Source organism: Stenotrophomonas sp. 62841_Sma (assembly GCF_056482945.1).
Genome location: NZ_CM151224.1, coordinates 4,143,488 through 4,160,194, shown reverse-complemented (window position 1 = coordinate 4,160,194; position 16,707 = coordinate 4,143,488). Strand labels below are relative to the sequence as shown.

Annotated in this window: 17 protein-coding genes; 15 read left to right on the top strand and 2 right to left on the bottom strand. The window is 66.5% G+C overall.

Features of this window, described 5'->3' with window-relative positions:
- The first annotated feature begins 21 nt into the window (after positions 1–21).
- The 4 genes from ACZK5G_RS19405 to ACZK5G_RS19390 all read left to right on the top strand — a co-directional run bounded on the left by ACZK5G_RS19405 (position 22) and on the right by ACZK5G_RS19390 (position 4,016).
- On the top strand, positions 22–918 hold the full coding sequence (locus tag ACZK5G_RS19405; protein ID WP_478464453.1) for a DMT family transporter: 897 nt from the start codon (positions 22–24) through the stop codon (positions 916–918).
- Positions 919–1,155: 237 nt separating this feature from the next.
- A complete protein-coding gene (locus tag ACZK5G_RS19400) occupies positions 1,156–2,118 on the top strand; it encodes an IS110 family transposase (RefSeq protein ID WP_132808894.1) in 963 nt (320 codons plus the stop codon).
- Between the two features lie 204 nt (positions 2,119–2,322).
- Complete coding sequence (locus ACZK5G_RS19395; protein WP_032129022.1) at positions 2,323–3,330, top strand: methionine ABC transporter ATP-binding protein; 1,008 nt, start codon at positions 2,323–2,325, stop codon at positions 3,328–3,330.
- On the top strand, positions 3,327–4,016 hold the full coding sequence (locus ACZK5G_RS19390; protein ID WP_049399224.1) for a methionine ABC transporter permease: 690 nt from the start codon (positions 3,327–3,329) through the stop codon (positions 4,014–4,016). Before ACZK5G_RS19395 ends, ACZK5G_RS19390 begins: the two co-directional genes overlap by 4 nt.
- 122 nt (positions 4,017–4,138) lie before the next feature.
- Here ACZK5G_RS19390 and ACZK5G_RS19385 read toward each other — a convergent pair whose 3' ends face one another.
- Positions 4,139–4,741, bottom strand: coding sequence for a lipocalin family protein (locus ACZK5G_RS19385; protein ID WP_478464451.1), 603 nt, complete (start codon positions 4,739–4,741; stop codon positions 4,139–4,141).
- Between the two features lie 127 nt (positions 4,742–4,868).
- On the opposite strand from ACZK5G_RS19385, the gene ACZK5G_RS19380 reads away from it, so the two are divergent.
- Both ACZK5G_RS19380 and ACZK5G_RS19375 read left to right on the top strand, forming a co-directional pair.
- On the top strand, positions 4,869–5,195 hold the full coding sequence (locus tag ACZK5G_RS19380) for a hypothetical protein (protein ID WP_049399225.1): 327 nt from the start codon (positions 4,869–4,871) through the stop codon (positions 5,193–5,195).
- A gap of 69 nt (positions 5,196–5,264) precedes the next feature.
- Positions 5,265–7,361: a prolyl oligopeptidase family serine peptidase gene (locus ACZK5G_RS19375; protein WP_049421401.1), complete on the top strand. Its 2,097-nt coding sequence runs from the start codon at positions 5,265–5,267 to the stop codon at positions 7,359–7,361.
- Between the two features lie 136 nt (positions 7,362–7,497).
- Here ACZK5G_RS19375 and ACZK5G_RS19370 read toward each other — a convergent pair whose 3' ends face one another.
- Entirely contained in the window at positions 7,498–8,685 is a 1,188-nt protein-coding gene (locus tag ACZK5G_RS19370; RefSeq protein ID WP_180838453.1) for a pyridoxal phosphate-dependent aminotransferase, read from the bottom strand.
- A gap of 145 nt (positions 8,686–8,830) precedes the next feature.
- Here ACZK5G_RS19370 and ACZK5G_RS19365 point away from each other — a divergent pair, with 145 nt between their 5' ends.
- The 9 genes from ACZK5G_RS19365 (at position 8,831) to hslU (ending at position 16,676) form a co-directional block, all read left to right on the top strand.
- Complete coding sequence (locus tag ACZK5G_RS19365; RefSeq protein WP_049399231.1) at positions 8,831–10,942, top strand: S9 family peptidase; 2,112 nt, start codon at positions 8,831–8,833, stop codon at positions 10,940–10,942.
- A gap of 54 nt (positions 10,943–10,996) precedes the next feature.
- Complete coding sequence (locus tag ACZK5G_RS19360) at positions 10,997–11,422, top strand: YbaN family protein (protein ID WP_106469167.1); 426 nt, start codon at positions 10,997–10,999, stop codon at positions 11,420–11,422.
- Between the two features lie 82 nt (positions 11,423–11,504).
- On the top strand, positions 11,505–11,777 hold the full coding sequence (lptM, locus tag ACZK5G_RS19355; RefSeq protein WP_032129015.1) for an LPS translocon maturation chaperone LptM: 273 nt from the start codon (positions 11,505–11,507) through the stop codon (positions 11,775–11,777).
- Complete coding sequence (dapF, locus tag ACZK5G_RS19350) at positions 11,770–12,621, top strand: diaminopimelate epimerase (protein WP_478464449.1); 852 nt, start codon at positions 11,770–11,772, stop codon at positions 12,619–12,621. Before lptM ends, dapF begins: the two co-directional genes overlap by 8 nt.
- Positions 12,618–13,292 carry a DUF484 family protein gene (locus ACZK5G_RS19345; RefSeq protein ID WP_125893427.1) on the top strand — a complete coding sequence of 225 codons (675 nt, stop codon included), beginning with the start codon at positions 12,618–12,620 and terminating at the stop codon, positions 13,290–13,292. Before dapF ends, ACZK5G_RS19345 begins: the two co-directional genes overlap by 4 nt.
- Before the next feature lie 13 nt (positions 13,293–13,305).
- Entirely contained in the window at positions 13,306–14,196 is an 891-nt protein-coding gene (gene xerC, locus ACZK5G_RS19340) for a tyrosine recombinase XerC (protein ID WP_032129012.1), read from the top strand.
- Positions 14,197–14,273: 77 nt separating this feature from the next.
- Entirely contained in the window at positions 14,274–14,474 is a 201-nt protein-coding gene (locus ACZK5G_RS19335) for a DUF3079 domain-containing protein (RefSeq protein ID WP_032129030.1), read from the top strand.
- 173 nt (positions 14,475–14,647) lie between these two features.
- Entirely contained in the window at positions 14,648–15,199 is a 552-nt protein-coding gene (gene hslV, locus ACZK5G_RS19330; protein WP_005411093.1) for an ATP-dependent protease subunit HslV, read from the top strand.
- 103 nt (positions 15,200–15,302) lie between these two features.
- Positions 15,303–16,676, top strand: a complete 1,374-nt coding sequence (hslU, locus tag ACZK5G_RS19325; protein WP_014038532.1) for an ATP-dependent protease ATPase subunit HslU — start codon at positions 15,303–15,305, stop codon at positions 16,674–16,676.
- Positions 16,677–16,707: the final 31 nt, after the last annotated feature.

The following is a 16,707-nucleotide window of genomic DNA, read 5'->3' as shown; positions in this document are numbered from 1 at the left end:
TGCTGTCGGCGATAATGGGCCATGAACGTGCAACGCTCCCCTTCGCGTGCGGTGGCCTGGATGGTCGCTGCGGTCGCCTGTTTCTCGCTGATGGACGCTGGCATGAAGCAGCTGTCGGCCAGCTATCCGACCTTGGAAGTGACCTTCCTGCGCGGCGCGGCCTCGTTGCCGTTCGTGCTGGTCTGGGTGCTGGCCAGCGCCGGCCCGCGCTCGCTGATCCCGCGTCGCTGGGGGCTGCACCTGCTGCGTGGCGCGCTGGGCATGGCGATGATCGGCTGCTTCGTGTTCGCCCTGCGCGACCTGCCGCTGTCCACCGCCTACACCATCTATTTCGTCGCCCCGCTGCTGATCGCCGCATTGTCGGTGCCGCTGCTGGGCGAGCGGGTCGGGCCACGGCGCTGGGTGGCCATCGGCATCGGCCTGGTCGGCGTGCTGGTGGTGCTGCGGCCGGGCGTGGACGGCTTCATTTCGGTGCCGGGGCTGATGGTGCTGGCCGCGGCCACCGCGTATGCCGTGGCGGCGATCACGGTCAGCCTGCTGACCCGCACCGATACCTCACAGTCGATGGTGGTCTGGTTCCTGGTGATCATGGCCATCGGCGCCGGCCTGCTGGCGATTCCGGGCTGGGTGCCGCTGCAGCTGGCGCATGCGCCGCTGATCGCCGGCATGGGACTGGCTGGGGCGCTGGGCCAGATCGCCCTGACCAAGGCCTTCCAGCTGGGCGAGGCGTCGATGATCGCGCCGTTGGAGTACAGCGGCCTGGTGTGGGTGATCGGCTGGGACCTGGCCTTCTGGGGCCAGCTGCCGGACAGCTATACCTGGGTGGGCGCGGCGATCATCGTCGCCTCGGGGCTGTACCTGCTGCACCGTGAGCGGGTGAACCGGCAGGAACCGCCGAAGCCGCTGGATCATCCGTAGAGTCGAGCTTGCTTGTATGTTCCTCCCGGCTCCTACGCGGTATGTAGGAGCCAGGGTGGAGGGACCGTCAAGCATGCATCTGCGGATACTAGCCGACAGACGAGTCGAGCGATCCCCATCCCGCACACGAACGTCGATAAAGGATCGTACGGCCCCCAAAGGGGATCGTCGATGTAGGCAAGCTAACGTCGGTGCGGTACCACCCCAGCCCCTTAAAGATAGCTGGGAGCCGTACAAATGTCTGATTCTCTCGATATTGGCGTGGACGTGGACTCCAAGGAGTTCGTACCGGCAGTGGCCGACCGCAAGGCCGGCGACAGGATCGCCAACACCCGGGCCGGCATAGCCCAGTGGCTCAACACCTTGCCCCAGCGATGCCGGATTGGCATGGAGGCGACGGGGCGGTACTACGAGTTGTTGGCTCGGATGGCTGGCCAGGCAGGCCACGTTGTCTATGTGATCAATCCACGTCTGATCAAGCACTACGGCCGGGCGACGGGCTCGCGTGGCAAGACGGACGCCATGGACGCCGAAGCGATCGCCCGGTACGTGAAGAAGGAGAACGATCGCCTGCGTGAATACGTACCGCGTACCGACGAGCAGCAGCAGATGCACGATTTGCTGCGCAAGCGGCAGACGCTGGTAAAGACACGCGCGCGCCTGGAGCAATCCTTCGGGGTAAGCAAAAGTGCCCCCGGGGAGCTGTCAGATCTGTTCTGCGCTCTGGCTGGGACGCTGTCCGAGCTGGAAAGCGAACTGCAGCGCTTGGGTCGCGATGGAGAGCATGGCACGCTCTACAAGCGCCTGTTGACCATCCCTGGTATCGGCCCCGCCGTCGCCGCTCACCTGATTTACTACATGACGCGCTGGCCGTTGGCCAACGCCAACGCGTGGATCGCCTGCACCGGCCTGGATCCCCGGCCCAACGAGTCTGGCGGCAGAACGGGACGGCGTCGGCTGTCCAAACAGGGCGCGCCAGTGCTGCGCCAGATGCTCTACATGGCCGCCATGGGGCTCAAGCGGTGTCGTCGGGGGCAACCGCTCTACGACGAGCTGTCAAAACGCGGTCACCCCAGCACCGCCGTCTTCAACATCCTGGCCAGAAAGCTGGCCAGGATCGCCTGGGGTGTCTTCAAAAGCGGCCGGGACTTCGATCCGGCGATGCTGAAGGTGGGTCAAGCCTGCTTCCAGCAGGCTTGACCACGAACATAGGATCTCGACTGCTTCGGTGGCCGGACGAAAAGCAGTCGAGCAAGCTCGACTCTACCGACCCCCACCGTCATCCCCGGTACACGCTGCTTAGAACCAAAAGGAATAACATTCTGGCCCATGGCGCGGGCGCGCGACCGCCTGCGCTGGTAGGCTGCACGCCCCCTTCCGTCACCCAGCCGGTGAGCCACGCCCGTGATCGAGTTCCAGCGCCTGCACAAATCCTATGCCGTTGCCGGCCGCGCAGTCAGCGCGCTGCAGCCGCTGGACCTGACCATCGAGGCCGGTGAGGTATTCGGCATCATCGGCCATTCCGGCGCCGGCAAGTCGACCCTGATCCGCATGATCAACCGCCTGGAAGAGCCCAGCGGTGGTCGCCTGCTGATCGGTGGCGAGGATGTCACCGCACTGGATGCGGACGGCCTGCGCGCGCTGCGCCGGCGCATCGGCATGATCTTCCAGCACTTCAACCTGTTGTCTTCGCGCACGGTGGCCGGCAACGTTGCCTTCCCGCTGGAGCTGGCGGGCACGCCGAAGGCAGAGATCGATGCACGCGTGGCCGAGCTGCTGCAGACCGTGGGCCTGGAGGCGCACGCGCAGAAGTACCCGGCACAGCTGTCCGGTGGGCAGAAGCAGCGCGTCGGCATCGCCCGTGCGCTGGCGACCCGCCCGCAGATCCTGCTGTGCGACGAGGCCACCAGTGCGCTGGATCCGCAGACCACGGCCTCGGTGCTGTCGCTGCTGTCGAAGATCAACCGCGAGCTGGGCCTGACCATCGTGCTGATCACCCACGAGATGGATGTGATCCGCCGTGTCTGCGACCGTGTCGCCGTGCTCGACGCCGGCCAGATGGTCGAGACCGGGCCGGTCACCCGGGTGTTCCTGCATCCGCAGCACCCGACCACGCGCCGTTTCGTCAGCGAATCGGAGCACGTGGATGAAGGCGCGCTGCATCGTGATTTCGATGCCGTCGGTGGCCGCATCGTGCGGCTGACCTTCCTCGGCGGAGACACCTACGAACCCCTGCTCGGCAGTGTCGCGCGGGAGACCGGGGTCGACTACAACATCCTGTCCGGCCGTATCGACCGGATCAAGGACACCCCGTATGGCCAGCTGGTGGTCGCCCTGGTGGGCGGTGACCAGTCCGCCGCGCAGGCCGCGTTCGTCGCCGCCGGCGTGCATGTTGAGGAACTGCGTCGATGATCATCGCTACTGCCGGCGGCTTCTTCCGCCACCTGGATGCGGGCAAGTGGGCCGACATCGGCCAGGCCACCATCGACACCCTGCTGATGCTGCTGGGTTCGCTGCCGCTGACCCTGGCCATCGGCCTGCCCCTGGGCGTTCTGCTGTACCTGTTCGGCGCACCGCAGATGAAGCGCCGTCCGTTCGCCTACGGCGTGCTGGCGTTGGTGGTGAACCTGCTGCGTTCAGTGCCTTTCATCATCCTGATGATCGTGCTGATTCCGGTCACGCTGTTCCTGATGGGGACGTCGCTGGGCGTGCGGGGTGCGATCGTGCCGCTGGTGATAGGCGCAGCACCGTTCTATGCGCGCCTGGTCGAGACCGCGCTGCGTGAAGTCGACCGGGGCGTGATCGAGGCGACCCAGTCGATGGGTGCCACCACCTGGCAGCTGGTCACCCGCGTGCTGCTGCCCGAGGCGCGCCCCGGCCTGATCGCCGGTGCGACGGTCACCACCGTGGCGCTGATTGGTTTCACCGCAATGGGCGGTGCGATCGGCTCCGGCGGCCTCGGCGACCTGGCGTTCCGCGATGGCTACCAGCGCTCGCACACCGACGTGGCCCTGGTCACCGTGGTCCTGCTGCTGATCCTGGTGCAGTTGCTGCAGATGCTCGGCGACCGCCTGGTCGCGCATTACAGCCGCAAATGACGAGGCGCCGGGGCGCTGCCCCCGGCGTCGCCCGGTGCATCGCGGCAGCCGGCCAGCGGCCGGCTCTACCCCATTGCCTGGAAACGGTAGTGCCGGCCGCTGGCCGGCAATCCCACCTGCAATCAACGCACGTTCGGTACTTCGTAGCCCAGCTTGCCGACCTGCTCCGGGTGCTGCGGCACGCGCTTGAGCTTGTCGGTGTTCACGCCGTACTCGTCACGCAGGCGCTCGGCCAGCTCCTTGTACAGGGCTTTGTCCATGTCCGGCGTACGCGAGAAGATCCAGGCCATTTCGCGGCCCGGGTAGCCGATCAGCGCCCACGAGTAATCCGGCGCTACTTCCAGCACCCTCGAATGCGTAGGCACGACACGGTAGAACCAGGTGCGCCAGCCGTGGTTGCCGCTGTCCGGGTCGACGCTGGCGCGGGCACGCACTTCCTGCAGCGGTTCGCCGAAGCCATCACGGTAGCGGTAGGTGATGCCGACCTTGTGCGCATCGCGCAACTCGTACTCGTTGACGCTGGCGACATGGCCACGTTCGATGAAGTTCGGCACGCGGCCGATCACATACCAGGTGCCCATGAAGCGCTTCAGGTCGATCGGTGCGTCCAGGGCAGCCGCACCAGAGGCGCTGCTACGGGGCGACGGCGGCTCACTGGCGGCCACGGCGGGGCCGGCCAGGGAAAGGGCCAGCAGCGCGGCGCAGAGCGGGCGGATCGAAGTCATGCGGGAGCGGGCTCCAGTGGGCTTGCACGCGCATGGTCGACTGTGTGCACGCGATCCGTCAATGGTGTCGCAACCTGTGAGAAGGGGGGTGCCCATGCTGTGTTGCATTGTCCACCGGAGAAGCCCCATGAACGCACGTTCCGTCCGCCGCTCTGCAACTGAACGCGTCATTCTCGAGCGTGCCGACCCGCGCCTGCTGCGCAGCGTGCAGCAGCTGGCCCTGGCCGGTATGGCGCTGGTACTGGTCTGGCCGGCCGCGCGCGGCAGCAGTGCCTGGCTGGGCTGGCTACCCATGTGGCTGGTGGGCATGCCGCTGGTGGCCTGGTGGGCGTTGCTGCGCTTTCCGTTGCCGCGCCTGTCGTGGCTGCGGCTGGCGCGTCGTACCGGTGGACAGGCGCGTCGCCGTAGCGGCGGGGCGGCGCGAGGCCGTCGCGGCTCCACCGCCGCGGCCTGACCTTCGACACGGGGGCGCCCGCGGCGATCCATGCTAGCGTTCCACGGCTTATGACTGCCTGGAGCTGCAATGTCTCGACTCGCTTCCGCCTGCCTGCTGGCCGGCATGATGACCGCTGCCTCGGTGGGGACCGCCGTGGCCGCTGAAGACACCGATCGCTACGCCTGGCTCGAAGACGTCACCGGCGACAAGCCGCTGACCTGGGTCAAGGAACAGAACGCCAAGTCCGAGGCGCGCCTGGCGCAGACCCCGGCCTTCAAGCAGATGGAGACCAGCATCCGCGAGGTGCTCGACTCCGATGCCAAGATCCCCGGCGTGCAGAAGATCGGCGACTACTACTACAACTTCTGGAAGGACCAGCAGCACGAGCGCGGCCTGTGGCGGCGCACCACCCTGGCCGAGTACCGCAAGGCCTCGCCGCAGTGGGAAACCGTGCTCGACCTGGATGCGCTGAACAAGGCCGAGGGTGAGAACTGGGTCTGGCACGGCGCCGATTGCCTGCGCCCGGATTACAGCCGCTGCCTGATCGCGCTGTCGCGCGGTGGCGCCGACGCCGACGTCACCCGTGAGTTCGACCTGGCCAACAAGACCTGGATCAAGGATGGCTTCTTCCGTCCCGAGTCCAAGGGCGGCCTCAACTGGGTCGACCGCGACACCGTGTTCGTCTACACCGACTTCGGTGCGGGCTCGATGACCACCTCCGGCTACCCGCGCGTGGCCAAGCTGTGGAAGCGCGGCACGCCGATGACCTCGGCCACCGTGGTGTACGAAGGCAAGCCGGAAGACATGTACATCGCGGCGATGCACGATGACACCCCGGGCTTCGAGCGCAACCTGGTCAGCCGCACGCTGGCGTTCTACAACAACGAGCTCTACCTGCGTGGCGACGATGGCACGCTGACCAAGATCGACGCGCCGAATTCGGCCGAGAAGGGCCTGCACAAGCAGTGGCTGACCCTGGAACTGCGCGATCCGTGGACCGTGGGCGGCAAGACCTACGCGTCCGGTTCGCTGCTGGCGACGAAGCTGGACGACTTCCTGGCCGGCAAGCGCGACTTCGAGGTGCTGTTCACCCCGACCGCGACCACCTCGCTGGCCAGCGCCACCTGGACCAAGAGCCACCTGGTGCTGAACGTGCTGGATGACGTCAAGAACCGCCTGTCGGTGCTGACCCCGGGCGCCGATGGCTGGCAGACCAGCCGCTTCGTCGGCGCGCCGGCCTTTGGCACGCTGGCCGTGGGCGCAGTGGACAGCAACGACAGCGATGCGGTGTGGCTGACCGCCACCGACTACCTGACCCCGACCACGCTGGCTCTGGCCGAGATCGGCCAGGCGCCGGAAACGTTGAAGACCATGCCGGCCTTCTTCGATGCCAAGGGCAAGGTGATCGAGCAGCACTTCGCCACCAGCAAGGACGGCACCCGCGTGCCGTACTTCGTGGTGCATGACAAGGCGATGAAGCTGGACGGCTCCAACCCGACCCTGCTGTACGGCTATGGTGGCTTCGAGATCTCGCTGACCCCGAATTACTCCGGTGGCATGGGCCGCGCCTGGCTGGAGAAGGGCGGTGTGTACGTGGTCGCCAACATCCGTGGTGGTGGCGAGTACGGCCCGCGCTGGCACCAGGCAGCGCTGAAGCAGAACCGTCACAAGGCCTATGAAGACATGGCTGCGGTGGCGCGCGATCTGGTCAAGCGCAAGATCACCAGCGCCAAGCACCTGGGCGTGCAGGGTGGCAGCAACGGTGGCCTGCTGACCGGCAACATGCTGACCCAGTACCCGGAACTGTTCGGTGCAGTGGTGGTGCAGGTGCCGCTGCTGGACATGAAGCGCTACAGCCACCTGTTGGCCGGTGCCTCGTGGATGGCCGAATACGGCAACCCGGACACCAGCGACTGGGAGTTCATCAAGACCTTCTCGCCGTACCATCTGTTCAACGAGAAGAAGAACTACCCGCCGGTGCTGTTCACTACCTCCACCCGCGATGACCGCGTGCACCCGGGCCATGCCCGCAAGATGGCGGCGAAGATGATCGACGCCGGCAAGGACGTGACCTACTACGAGAACATCGAAGGTGGCCACGGCGGCGCAGCCAACAACGCGCAGGCCGCACACATGTCCGCACTGGCCTACAGCTTCCTGTGGGAGCGGTTGGGCGGCAAGTAAGCAGAACGGAAAACGCCGCCCCAGGGCGGCGTTTTTCGTTGGGTTCACGTATCCACGCATGGCGTGGATCTACCTACGTATCGTGCGCTGGGTCAGTAGATCCACGCCATGCGTGGATGCCGTTCGCGCAGATCGATCAGGCGCCCCAGCTCTTCAACCCGCGTGCAATCCGCGCCACCGCCTCCTGCAGCCGCGGCACTTCCTGGGTATAGGCCAGGCGCACATGCTGGTTGGCGCGATGGAAACCGAAATCCAGCCCCGGGGTGAACGCCACGTGCTCGGTTTCCAGGAAGTGCGCGCAGAACGCCTGCGCGTCGTCAGTGAACGCGCTGACATCGGCGTACAGGTAGAACGCGCCCTGCGGCTCGACCTCGATGCGGAAACCCAGCTCGCGCAACGCGGGCAGCAGGAAATCACGGCGCTGGCGGAACGCCTCGCGGCGCTGTTCGAAGATCGCCATCGATTCTTCGCTGAAGCAGGCGAGTGCGGCATGCTGGGCGATGCTCGACGCGCTGATGTACAGGTTCTGCGCCAGCTTCTCCAGGTCCGGCACCGCCGCCGGCGGCGCCACCAGCCAACCCAGCCGCCAGCCGGTCATGCCGAAATACTTGGAGAAGCTGTTCAGCACGAACGCGCTGTCATCCACCTGCAGCACGCTGGGTGCATCCAGGCCGTAGGTCAGGCCGTGGTAGATCTCGTCCACCACCAGATGGCCGCCACGCGCGTGCAGGGCCTGCGACAGTGCCGCCAGTTCGTCGGCAGACAGCACGGTGCCGGTCGGATTGGCGGGGGAGGCCACCAGTGCGCCGACGCTGTCGGCATTCCAGTGCTGTTCCACCAGCGATGGCGTGAGCTGGTAGGCGGTGTCCGGGCCGACCGGCACCAGTTGCGCACCGCCTTCCACCAGGCGCAGGAAATGACGGTTGCAGGGATATCCGGGGTCGGCCAGCAGCCAGTGGCGGCCCGGATCGACCAGCAGGCTGCTGGCCAGCAGCAGCGCACCGGAGCCGCCGGGAGTGACCAGGATGCGTTCGGGATCGATATCCAGCCCGTAGTGGCTGCGATAGAAGCCACTGATCGCCTGGCGCAGGGCCGGCAGGCCACGTGCGGCGGTGTAGCGGGTATGGCCGGCGGCCAATGCGGCCTGGCCGGCACGCACGACCGGTTCGGCCGTGGTGAAGTCCGGTTCGCCGATTTCCAGGTGGATCACATCGTGGCCCGCCTGTTCCAGCGCCTGCGCGCGGGCCAGCAGGGACATCACGTGGAACGGAGCGATTTCATGGCTGCGCCGGCTGTAGCCCGGCGTGTGGGGCAGGGTACTCATGTGCCCATGGTACGCCGGGCGGCAAGGGTGCGCCGCAGCGGTGGTAGAGTCGAGCTTGCTCGACTGCGGTTGCGGTCAGTCGAGCAAGCTCGACTCTACCTATGCCACGGACGCCATTGCGTAACCGCACCAGGACCCCTATCTCATGAAATCCACCCTCTGCCTGTTGCTTGCGAGCCTGATGACCACCACTGCCACCGCCGCCACGCCGCCCGTTCCGCCGGATGCCGCCAAGCATCCGCATGTGGTCAAGGCGCCGTTCGGCGCGACCCGCAACGACGACTATTACTGGCTGCGCGACGACAAGCGCGAGAACAAGGACATGCTGGCCTATCTGCAGGCCGAGAATGCCTATGCCGACCAGTTGCTGGCGCCGCTGAAGCCGCTGGAAGACACCCTGTACAAGGAGATCGTCGGCCGCATCAAGCAGGACGATTCCAGTGTGCCGGCGCGCGAGCGCGGCTACTGGTACTACAGCCGCTTCGAGACCGGCCAGGACTACCCGATCCACGCACGCCGCAAGGGCGGCATGGATGCCGCCGAGGAAATCCTGCTGGACGTCAACACGATGGCCGCCGGCAAGGGCTACTTCAGCGTCGGCTCGATGGAAGTCAGCCAGGACAACCAGCTGCTGGCCTGGGCCGATGACGATGTCGGTCGCCGCCAGTACACCATCCGCTTCAAGGACCTGGCCACCGGCAAGGTGCTGCCCGATGTGATCACCGGCAGCTCCGGTGACCTGGTCTGGGCCGACGACAACCGCACCGTGCTGTACGTCGAGAACGATCCGGAAACGCTGTTGACCGTGCGCGTGAAGAAGCACGTGCTGGGCACCCCGGCCAGCGCCGACACCGTCGTCTACGAAGAGAAGGACGACAGCTTCTACATGGGTATCGGCCGTACCCGCGATGATCGCTTCATCACCATCGGCGTGCACAGCACCGTGTCCTCGGAAGAGCGCTACGCGCCGGCCAGCGACCCGACCACGTTCACCGTACTGGCGCCGCGCCAGCGCGATGTGGAGTACGACGCTGACCACTACGACGGCCGCTGGGTGATCCGCACCAACGACGGTGCGAAGAACTTCAAGCTGGTCACCGCACCGACCGATGCGACCTCGCGCGCACAGTGGAAGGACTGGATCGCGCATGACGATGCGGTTTTCATCGAAGGCTTCGAGCTGTTCGATGCGTACACCGCCATCGCCGAACGTTCCGAGGGCCTGGAACGCATCCGCCTGCTGTTCAAGGATGGCCGCAGCGACTACGTGAAGGCCGATGAGCCGGCGTACTCGATGGGCCTGGGCGACAACACCGAGGCCGATACGCCGTGGCTGCGCTACGTCTACACCTCGATGACCACCCCCACCACCGTGTTCGAGCTGAACACCGCCACCGGTGAGCGCCGTCAGCTGAAGGTGCAGCCGGTGATCGGCTATGACGCGTCGAAGTACGAAACCGATCGTGTCTGGATCACCGCGCGCGATGGCGTGAAGGTGCCGGTGTCGCTGGTCTACCGCAAGGGCTACCAGAAGGATGGCAAGGGCGCGCTGTTCCAGTACGCCTATGGCAGCTACGGCATGTCGATGGATCCGTACTTCAACCAGACCGCGGTGAGCCTGCTCGATCGTGGCGTGGTGTATGCCATCGCCCATATCCGTGGCGGCCAGGAGATGGGCCGCGACTGGTACGAGAACGGCAAACTGCTGCACAAGCAGAACACCTTCAACGACTTCATCGACGTCACCCGCGGCCTGGTCGCACAGGGCTGGGCGGCGAAGGATCGCGTCGCCGCGTCCGGCGGCAGCGCCGGTGGCCTGCTGATGGGCGCCGTGGCCAACCAGGCGCCGCAGGACTACCGGGTGATGGTGGCGCAGGTACCGTTTGTCGACGTGGTCACCACCATGCTCGACCCGACCATTCCGCTGACCACCAACGAATACGACGAGTGGGGCAACCCCGAGCAGAAGCAGTATTACGACTACATGCTGTCCTACTCGCCCTACGACAACGTGAAGCAGCAGGCGTACCCGGCGCTGTTCGTGGGCACCGGCCTGTGGGATTCGCAGGTGCAGTACTGGGAGCCGGCCAAGTGGGTGGCCAAGCTGCGTGACGACAACACCGGCCATTACCCGATCCTGTTCCGCACCAACATGGAAGCCGGCCACGGCGGCAAGTCGGGGCGCTTCCAGCGCTACCGTGAACTGTCCGAGTCGTACGCGTTCGTGCTGCAGCAGCTGGGCATCGCCCAGCCGTAATGGTGCAGGGGTGCCGGGCGTTGCCTGGCATCCCGAACCGGTATCCTTGCGGCCATGAGCCAGCCCGACCCCTCCGCACCCCGCGATGCTGCCACGCCACCGCGCGTGGTGCGTTTCCGCTGGGCGTGGTGGCTGCTGGCCTACGTCAGCCTGGGCACCGGTATCGTCGGAATCTTCGTGCCGGGCCTTCCCACCACCGTATTCATCCTGATCTCGGCCTGGGCTGCCTCGCGTGGTTCCGAGCGCCTGCACAACTGGCTGCTGCAGCACCCGCGCTTCGGCCCGGCCATTGCAAACTGGCAGGCACACGGGGCGGTCAGCCGCTACGGCAAGTGGATGGCCACGATCACCATGGCAGTGTGCGCCGGCATCATGCTGTGGTGCGTGCCGATCGCCTGGGTGAAGTGGTTCTCGATCGGCAGCATGACCGTGGTGGCGATCTGGCTGTGGACCCGGCCGCTGCCGCCGCCTGCAGATTGAACGCCTGCGGTGGTGCCGGCCGCTGGCCGGCAACCCGATCCCCTGCACCAACCGCTCAGCCGCCAATGGCTATACTCGGGGCATGAAGATCCCCCATCGAAACGCCATCCTGATTCCGCTGGCAGCGGCCTCGCTGCTGCTCCTCGCCGCTTGCGGCAACAAGGGCCCGCTGGTACTGCCGCAGAAGCCGGTGCCGGTGGAAGAAACCGTCGAACCGGTTGCCGAGCCCGCTACTGAAGCGACCCCGGCGGAGACCCAGGGCAGCGCCACGCCGGCCACGACCGTGGACCCGGCTGCACCGACCACGCAACCGGCGCCTGCACCTGCGAAGAAGGTGGGCGGCGGGAATGAGTAAGGCCAGTTCCAAGGCGCTGCGCTTCAGCAAGATGCATGGCGCGGGCAATGATTTCGTAGTGATCGACCTGCGTGACGGCACTGCGCCGCCCACGCCTGAACTGGCCGCGCGCCTGGCCGACCGCCACACCGGCGTCGGCTGCGATCAGATCCTGACTATCGAAGCGCCGCGCGCGGAAGGCTCGGTGGCGTCGTACCGCATCTGGAATGCCGACGGTTCCAACTCCGAGCAGTGCGGCAACGGCGCGCGCTGCATCGCGGCCTGGCTGGTGCGTGAGGGCAGTGCGCAGGGGGATCAGTTCGTCATCGACAGCCCGCTGGCCAGTCATGCGGTGAAGGCCCTGGGCGATGGCCAGTTCGCTGTGACCATGGGCGTGCCTGCGTTCGAGCCGGTCAACGTGCCGCTGGTGGGCTTCGCCCATGCACGCGAGGAGTACCTGCTGCCGTTGCAGGGCGAGAGCATACGCTTCGCCGCGGTGTCGATGGGCAATCCGCATGCGGTGATCGAAGTGGGCCTGATCGATGCAGCACCGGTCGAGCGCGTCGGTTCGCTGCTGCAGCAGCATGCCTCGTTCCCGCGCTCGGTGAACGTGGGTTTTGCCCAGGTGATGGGCCCGGCGCATGCACGTCTGCGTGTGAATGAACGTGGCGTCGGCGAAACCCTGGCCTGCGGCAGCGGCGCCTGCGCCGCTGCGGTGACCCTGATGCAGCGTGGCCGCCTGCAGCGCGATGCGCGCATCAGCCTGCCCGGGGGTGACCTGCGCATCCAGTGGCCGGGCGATGGCCAGCCGGTGGTGATGGCCGGCCCGACCGCATTCGTCTTCGAAGGGGAGTGGATCGCATGACCGAAACCGTCGACAAGCTCGGGGCCCATGAAGTCGCTGCGTGGTTGCGGCGACATCCCGGCTTCCTCAAGCAGTTCCCGGACCTGGCCCTGACCCTGGTGGTGCCACGCGACGACGGCCCGACCGCGTCGCTGGCCAGCTACCAGCTGGAAGTGCTGCGCGAGAAGAACCGCGAGCTGGCACGACGGTTGGCCGATCTGGGTGCCACCGCCCAGGTCAATGAACGCCTGGCAGTGCGCACGCATCAGCTGACCCTGGCGCTGATGAAGCAGGACAACGCCGCCGACACCCTGCGTGCGATGGCTGCCTCGCTGCAGGAAGATTTCGCCGGCGACCTGGTGCGATTGGTGGTGCACACACCGGTGGCCGGGCTGGAACAGGCCGACTGGCTGCAGGTGATCGCCGCCGATGATGCGCAGCTGGGCCCGTTCCGCGACTGCCTGAACGACGGCGAGCCGATCTGCGGGCGCCTGCAGCCGGAAAAGAATGCCGTGCTGTACGGCGTGCGCAGCGAAGAAGTGCAGACCACCGCGCTGCTGCCGTTGCCGGGCGTGGGCCTGATTGCTGTGGGCAGCCACGACCCGAACCGCTTCTACCCGGGCATGGGCACGCTGTTCCTGCGCATGATGGGCGATGCGTTGGCCACCGGCCTGAAGCGCTTCCCGGGCTGAGCAGGACACGACGATGAGCGCGGTACAGGCCTTCCTGCAGCATCTGCAGGTAGAGCGGCGGATGTCGGCGCATACGCTCGATGCCTACCGCCGTGACCTGGACGCGTTGTCGGTCTGGGCCGAGCCGCGCGGTGTTGCGGTGGACGCACTCGATGCCGAGGCGCTGCGCCAGTTCGTTGCCGATGAGCACCGCAGAGGCCTGTCGGCCAAGAGCCTGCAGCGCCGCTTGTCGGCGTGCCGCAGCTTCTACGCCTGGCTGTTGAAGCATGGACGCATCGAGGTCAGCCCGGCGGCGACGCTGAAGGCGCCACGCGCACCGCGCCGGTTGCCGCAGGTGCTTGACGCCGACGAAGCCGTGCAGCTGGTCGAGCTGGAGCCGGAAGGCGAACTCGGCCGCCGTGACCGCGCGCTGCTGGAACTGTTCTATTCCTCCGGCCTGCGCCTGAGCGAAGTCTGCGCGCTGACCTGGCGTGACCTGGATTTCGACAGCGGCCTGGTCAACGTGCTGGGCAAGGGCAACCGCCAGCGTCGCGTACCGTTCGGCCGGCCGGCACGCGAAGCGCTGCAGGCGTGGCGTGCGGAAAGTGGCGGCGGCCCGGCCTCGCCGGTGTTTCCCGGTCGCAACGGACCGATCAGCCAACGCGCGGTGCAGATCCGCATCCGCCAGCTGGCGCAGCGCCAGGGCCTGTTCAAGCACGTGCACCCGCACATGCTGCGTCACAGTTTCGCCAGCCACATCCTGGAATCGTCCGGTGACCTGCGTGGCGTGCAGGAACTGCTTGGCCATGCCGACATCGCCACCACGCAGATCTACACCCACCTCGATTTCCAGCACCTGGCCAAGGTCTACGACGCCGCGCATCCACGTGCGAAGCGCCGCAGCAAGGACGACAAGGCTGAATAGCGCGCCCTTGATCTGGATCAGGGCAGGGCGGGCGCTATCGGCGCATCGTGGCCGCAGGCCACGAGGACACCGCCACCATGGCGAAGCCCATACCGTTGCATCCCAAACACCCCGAGCGCATCTGTTGGGGCTGCGACCGCTACTGCGCGGCTGACGCCCTGGCCTGCGGCAATGGCTCCGGCCGCACCCAGCATCCGATCGAGACGCAGGGTGAAGACTGGTACCTCGCCTGGGGCATCGAGCCGAATCCGGATCGGCCGTCGCAGGCAAAACGCTGAACGGCAGGTGTTCCACGTTCGGGCGGCGGGGTCCGCGCGCATTGCGATGCGCTCGTCAGAAAGACGCCCTCCTGTCGATGGGGCGCGGCCAAGCGCTGAACGGCAGCCATCCGCACAGGCTTGATCGCACCCGGCGCTGTCCCCATGTCCCGGGAACAGCTATCGGAGGCCGCATGGACCCCAGTCAGAATCCCAACGTTTTCCACGCCACCACCATCGTCTGCGTCCGTCGCGGCGAGCACGTGGCCATTGCCGGCGACGGCCAGGTCACGCTGGGCCACACCGTGATGAAGGGCAATGCACGCAAGGTGCGCCGTCTCGGTCGTGATGGCCAGGTGCTGGCCGGCTTCGCCGGTGCCGCCGCCGATGCCTTCACCCTGTTCGAGCTGTTCGAGGCCAAGCTGGAAAAGCACGGCCAGCTGCAGCGCGCTGCGGTCGAGCTGGCCAAGGATTGGCGCACCGAGCGCCGCCTCGGCAAGCTCGAAGCCCTGCTGGCGGTGGCCGACAAGGAAACCTCGCTGATCATCAGCGGCACCGGCGATGTGATCGAGCCGGAGGACGGCATCATCGCCATCGGTTCCGGTGGTTCCTATGCACTGTCGGCCGCGCGCGCGCTGATGGCGCACACCGAACTGGATGCGCGCACCATTGCCAGCGAAGCGATCGGCATTGCCGGCGACATCTGCATCTACACCAACCGCAACGTGGTGGTCGAGGAGCTGTGAGGGGCGTGCCGGCCGCTGGCCGGCAACCTCATGATCCCCCGCACGCGTGCCTGGTTGCCGGCCAGTGGCCGGCACTACCGACAATGAATCCGTGAGCACATCCATGTCGAAGATCGAAGTTTCCTCCGCCACCATGACCCCGCGCGAGATCGTGCAGGAACTGGACCGGCATATCGTGGGCCAGCACGACGCCAAGCGCGCCGTGGCCATTGCCCTGCGCAACCGCTGGCGCCGCATGCAGCTGGTGCCGGAGCTGCGCAATGAAGTGATGCCGAAGAACATCCTGATGATCGGCCCGACCGGCGTCGGCAAGACCGAGATCGCGCGCCGCCTGGCCACGCTGGCCAACGCACCGTTCGTCAAGGTTGAAGCCACCCGCTTCACCGAAGTCGGCTACGTCGGCAAGGACGTCGAGCAGATCATCCGCGACCTGGCCGATACCGCGGTCAAGCTGTACCGCGAACAGGCCAAGGTGCGCGTGCGTACCCAGGCCGAGGAGCGCGCCGAAGACCGCATCCTCGATGCGCTGCTGCCGCGCCGCAGCGGTGGCATCGGTTTCGATCCGGAAGTCGCCCGCAACGAGCCGTCGGCGCAGGACAACGAGACCCGCATCAAGTTCCGCAAGATGCTGCGCAACGGTGAGCTGGACGAACGCGAGATCGAGCTCGATCTGGCCGCCAATGTCAGCATGGACATCATGACCCCGCCGGGCATGGAGGAAATGGGCCAGCAGCTGAAGTCGATGTTCGCCAACCTCGGCGGCGGCGCCAAGGCGCACAAGCGCACGCTGACCATCAAGGCCGCGCGTCCGCTGCTGATCGAGGAAGAGGCCGGCAAGCTGGTCAACGAAGACGACATCCGCACGGCGGCGATCGAGGCCTGCGAGCAGCACGGCATCGTCTTCATCGACGAGATCGACAAGGTTGCCAAGCGTGGTGACAACGTGGGTGGTGGCGACGTCTCGCGCGAAGGCGTGCAGCGCGACCTGCTGCCGCTGGTGGAAGGCTCCAACGTGTCCACCAAGTACGGCACGATCAAGACCGACCACATCCTGTTCATTGCTTCGGGCGCGTTCCACCTGGCCAAGCCCAGCGATCTGATTCCGGAGCTGCAGGGCCGCTTCCCGATCCGCGTGGAGCTGGGTGCGCTGAGCAAGGGTGATTTCGTGCGCATCCTGACCGAGCCGAAGGCCGCGCTGACCAAGCAGTACGAAGCGCTGCTGGCCACCGAAGGCGTCAAGGTCAGCTTCACTGCCGACGCCATCGATCGTCTGGCCGAGATCGCCTTCCAGGTGAACGAGCGCCAGGAGAACATCGGTGCCCGTCGCCTGCACACCGTACTGGAGCGCCTGTTGGATTCGCTCAGCTACGAGGCACCGGACCGCGACGGCGAAACCCTGGCCATCGACAGCGCTTATGTCGATGCGCACCTGGGTGAGCTGGTGCAGGACCCGGACCTGAGCCGCTACATCCTGTAACGCCCGACGCTGCAAAGCATGAGGCCGCAGA

Bases quoted from the DNA above. Each gene is read 5' to 3' on its own strand.
- ACZK5G_RS19405 (WP_478464453.1), top strand. From the start codon at position 22: ATGAACGTGCAACGCTCCCCTTCGCGTGCGGTGGCCTGGATGGTCGCT.
- ACZK5G_RS19400 (WP_132808894.1), top strand. From the start codon at position 1,156: ATGTCTGATTCTCTCGATATTGGCGTGGACGTGGACTCCAAGGAGTTC.
- ACZK5G_RS19390 (WP_049399224.1), top strand. From the start codon at position 3,327: ATGATCATCGCTACTGCCGGCGGCTTCTTCCGCCACCTGGATGCGGGC.
- ACZK5G_RS19385 (WP_478464451.1), bottom strand. From the start codon at position 4,741: ATGACTTCGATCCGCCCGCTCTGCGCCGCGCTGCTGGCCCTTTCCCTG.
- ACZK5G_RS19380 (WP_049399225.1), top strand. From the start codon at position 4,869: ATGAACGCACGTTCCGTCCGCCGCTCTGCAACTGAACGCGTCATTCTC.
- ACZK5G_RS19375 (WP_049421401.1), top strand. From the start codon at position 5,265: ATGTCTCGACTCGCTTCCGCCTGCCTGCTGGCCGGCATGATGACCGCT.
- ACZK5G_RS19370 (WP_180838453.1), bottom strand. From the start codon at position 8,685: ATGAGTACCCTGCCCCACACGCCGGGCTACAGCCGGCGCAGCCATGAA.
- ACZK5G_RS19365 (WP_049399231.1), top strand. From the start codon at position 8,831: ATGAAATCCACCCTCTGCCTGTTGCTTGCGAGCCTGATGACCACCACT.
- ACZK5G_RS19360 (WP_106469167.1), top strand. From the start codon at position 10,997: ATGAGCCAGCCCGACCCCTCCGCACCCCGCGATGCTGCCACGCCACCG.
- lptM (WP_032129015.1), top strand. From the start codon at position 11,505: ATGAAGATCCCCCATCGAAACGCCATCCTGATTCCGCTGGCAGCGGCC.
- dapF (WP_478464449.1), top strand. From the start codon at position 11,770: ATGAGTAAGGCCAGTTCCAAGGCGCTGCGCTTCAGCAAGATGCATGGC.
- ACZK5G_RS19345 (WP_125893427.1), top strand. From the start codon at position 12,618: ATGACCGAAACCGTCGACAAGCTCGGGGCCCATGAAGTCGCTGCGTGG.
- xerC (WP_032129012.1), top strand. From the start codon at position 13,306: ATGAGCGCGGTACAGGCCTTCCTGCAGCATCTGCAGGTAGAGCGGCGG.
- ACZK5G_RS19335 (WP_032129030.1), top strand. From the start codon at position 14,274: ATGGCGAAGCCCATACCGTTGCATCCCAAACACCCCGAGCGCATCTGT.
- hslV (WP_005411093.1), top strand. From the start codon at position 14,648: ATGGACCCCAGTCAGAATCCCAACGTTTTCCACGCCACCACCATCGTC.
- hslU (WP_014038532.1), top strand. From the start codon at position 15,303: ATGTCGAAGATCGAAGTTTCCTCCGCCACCATGACCCCGCGCGAGATC.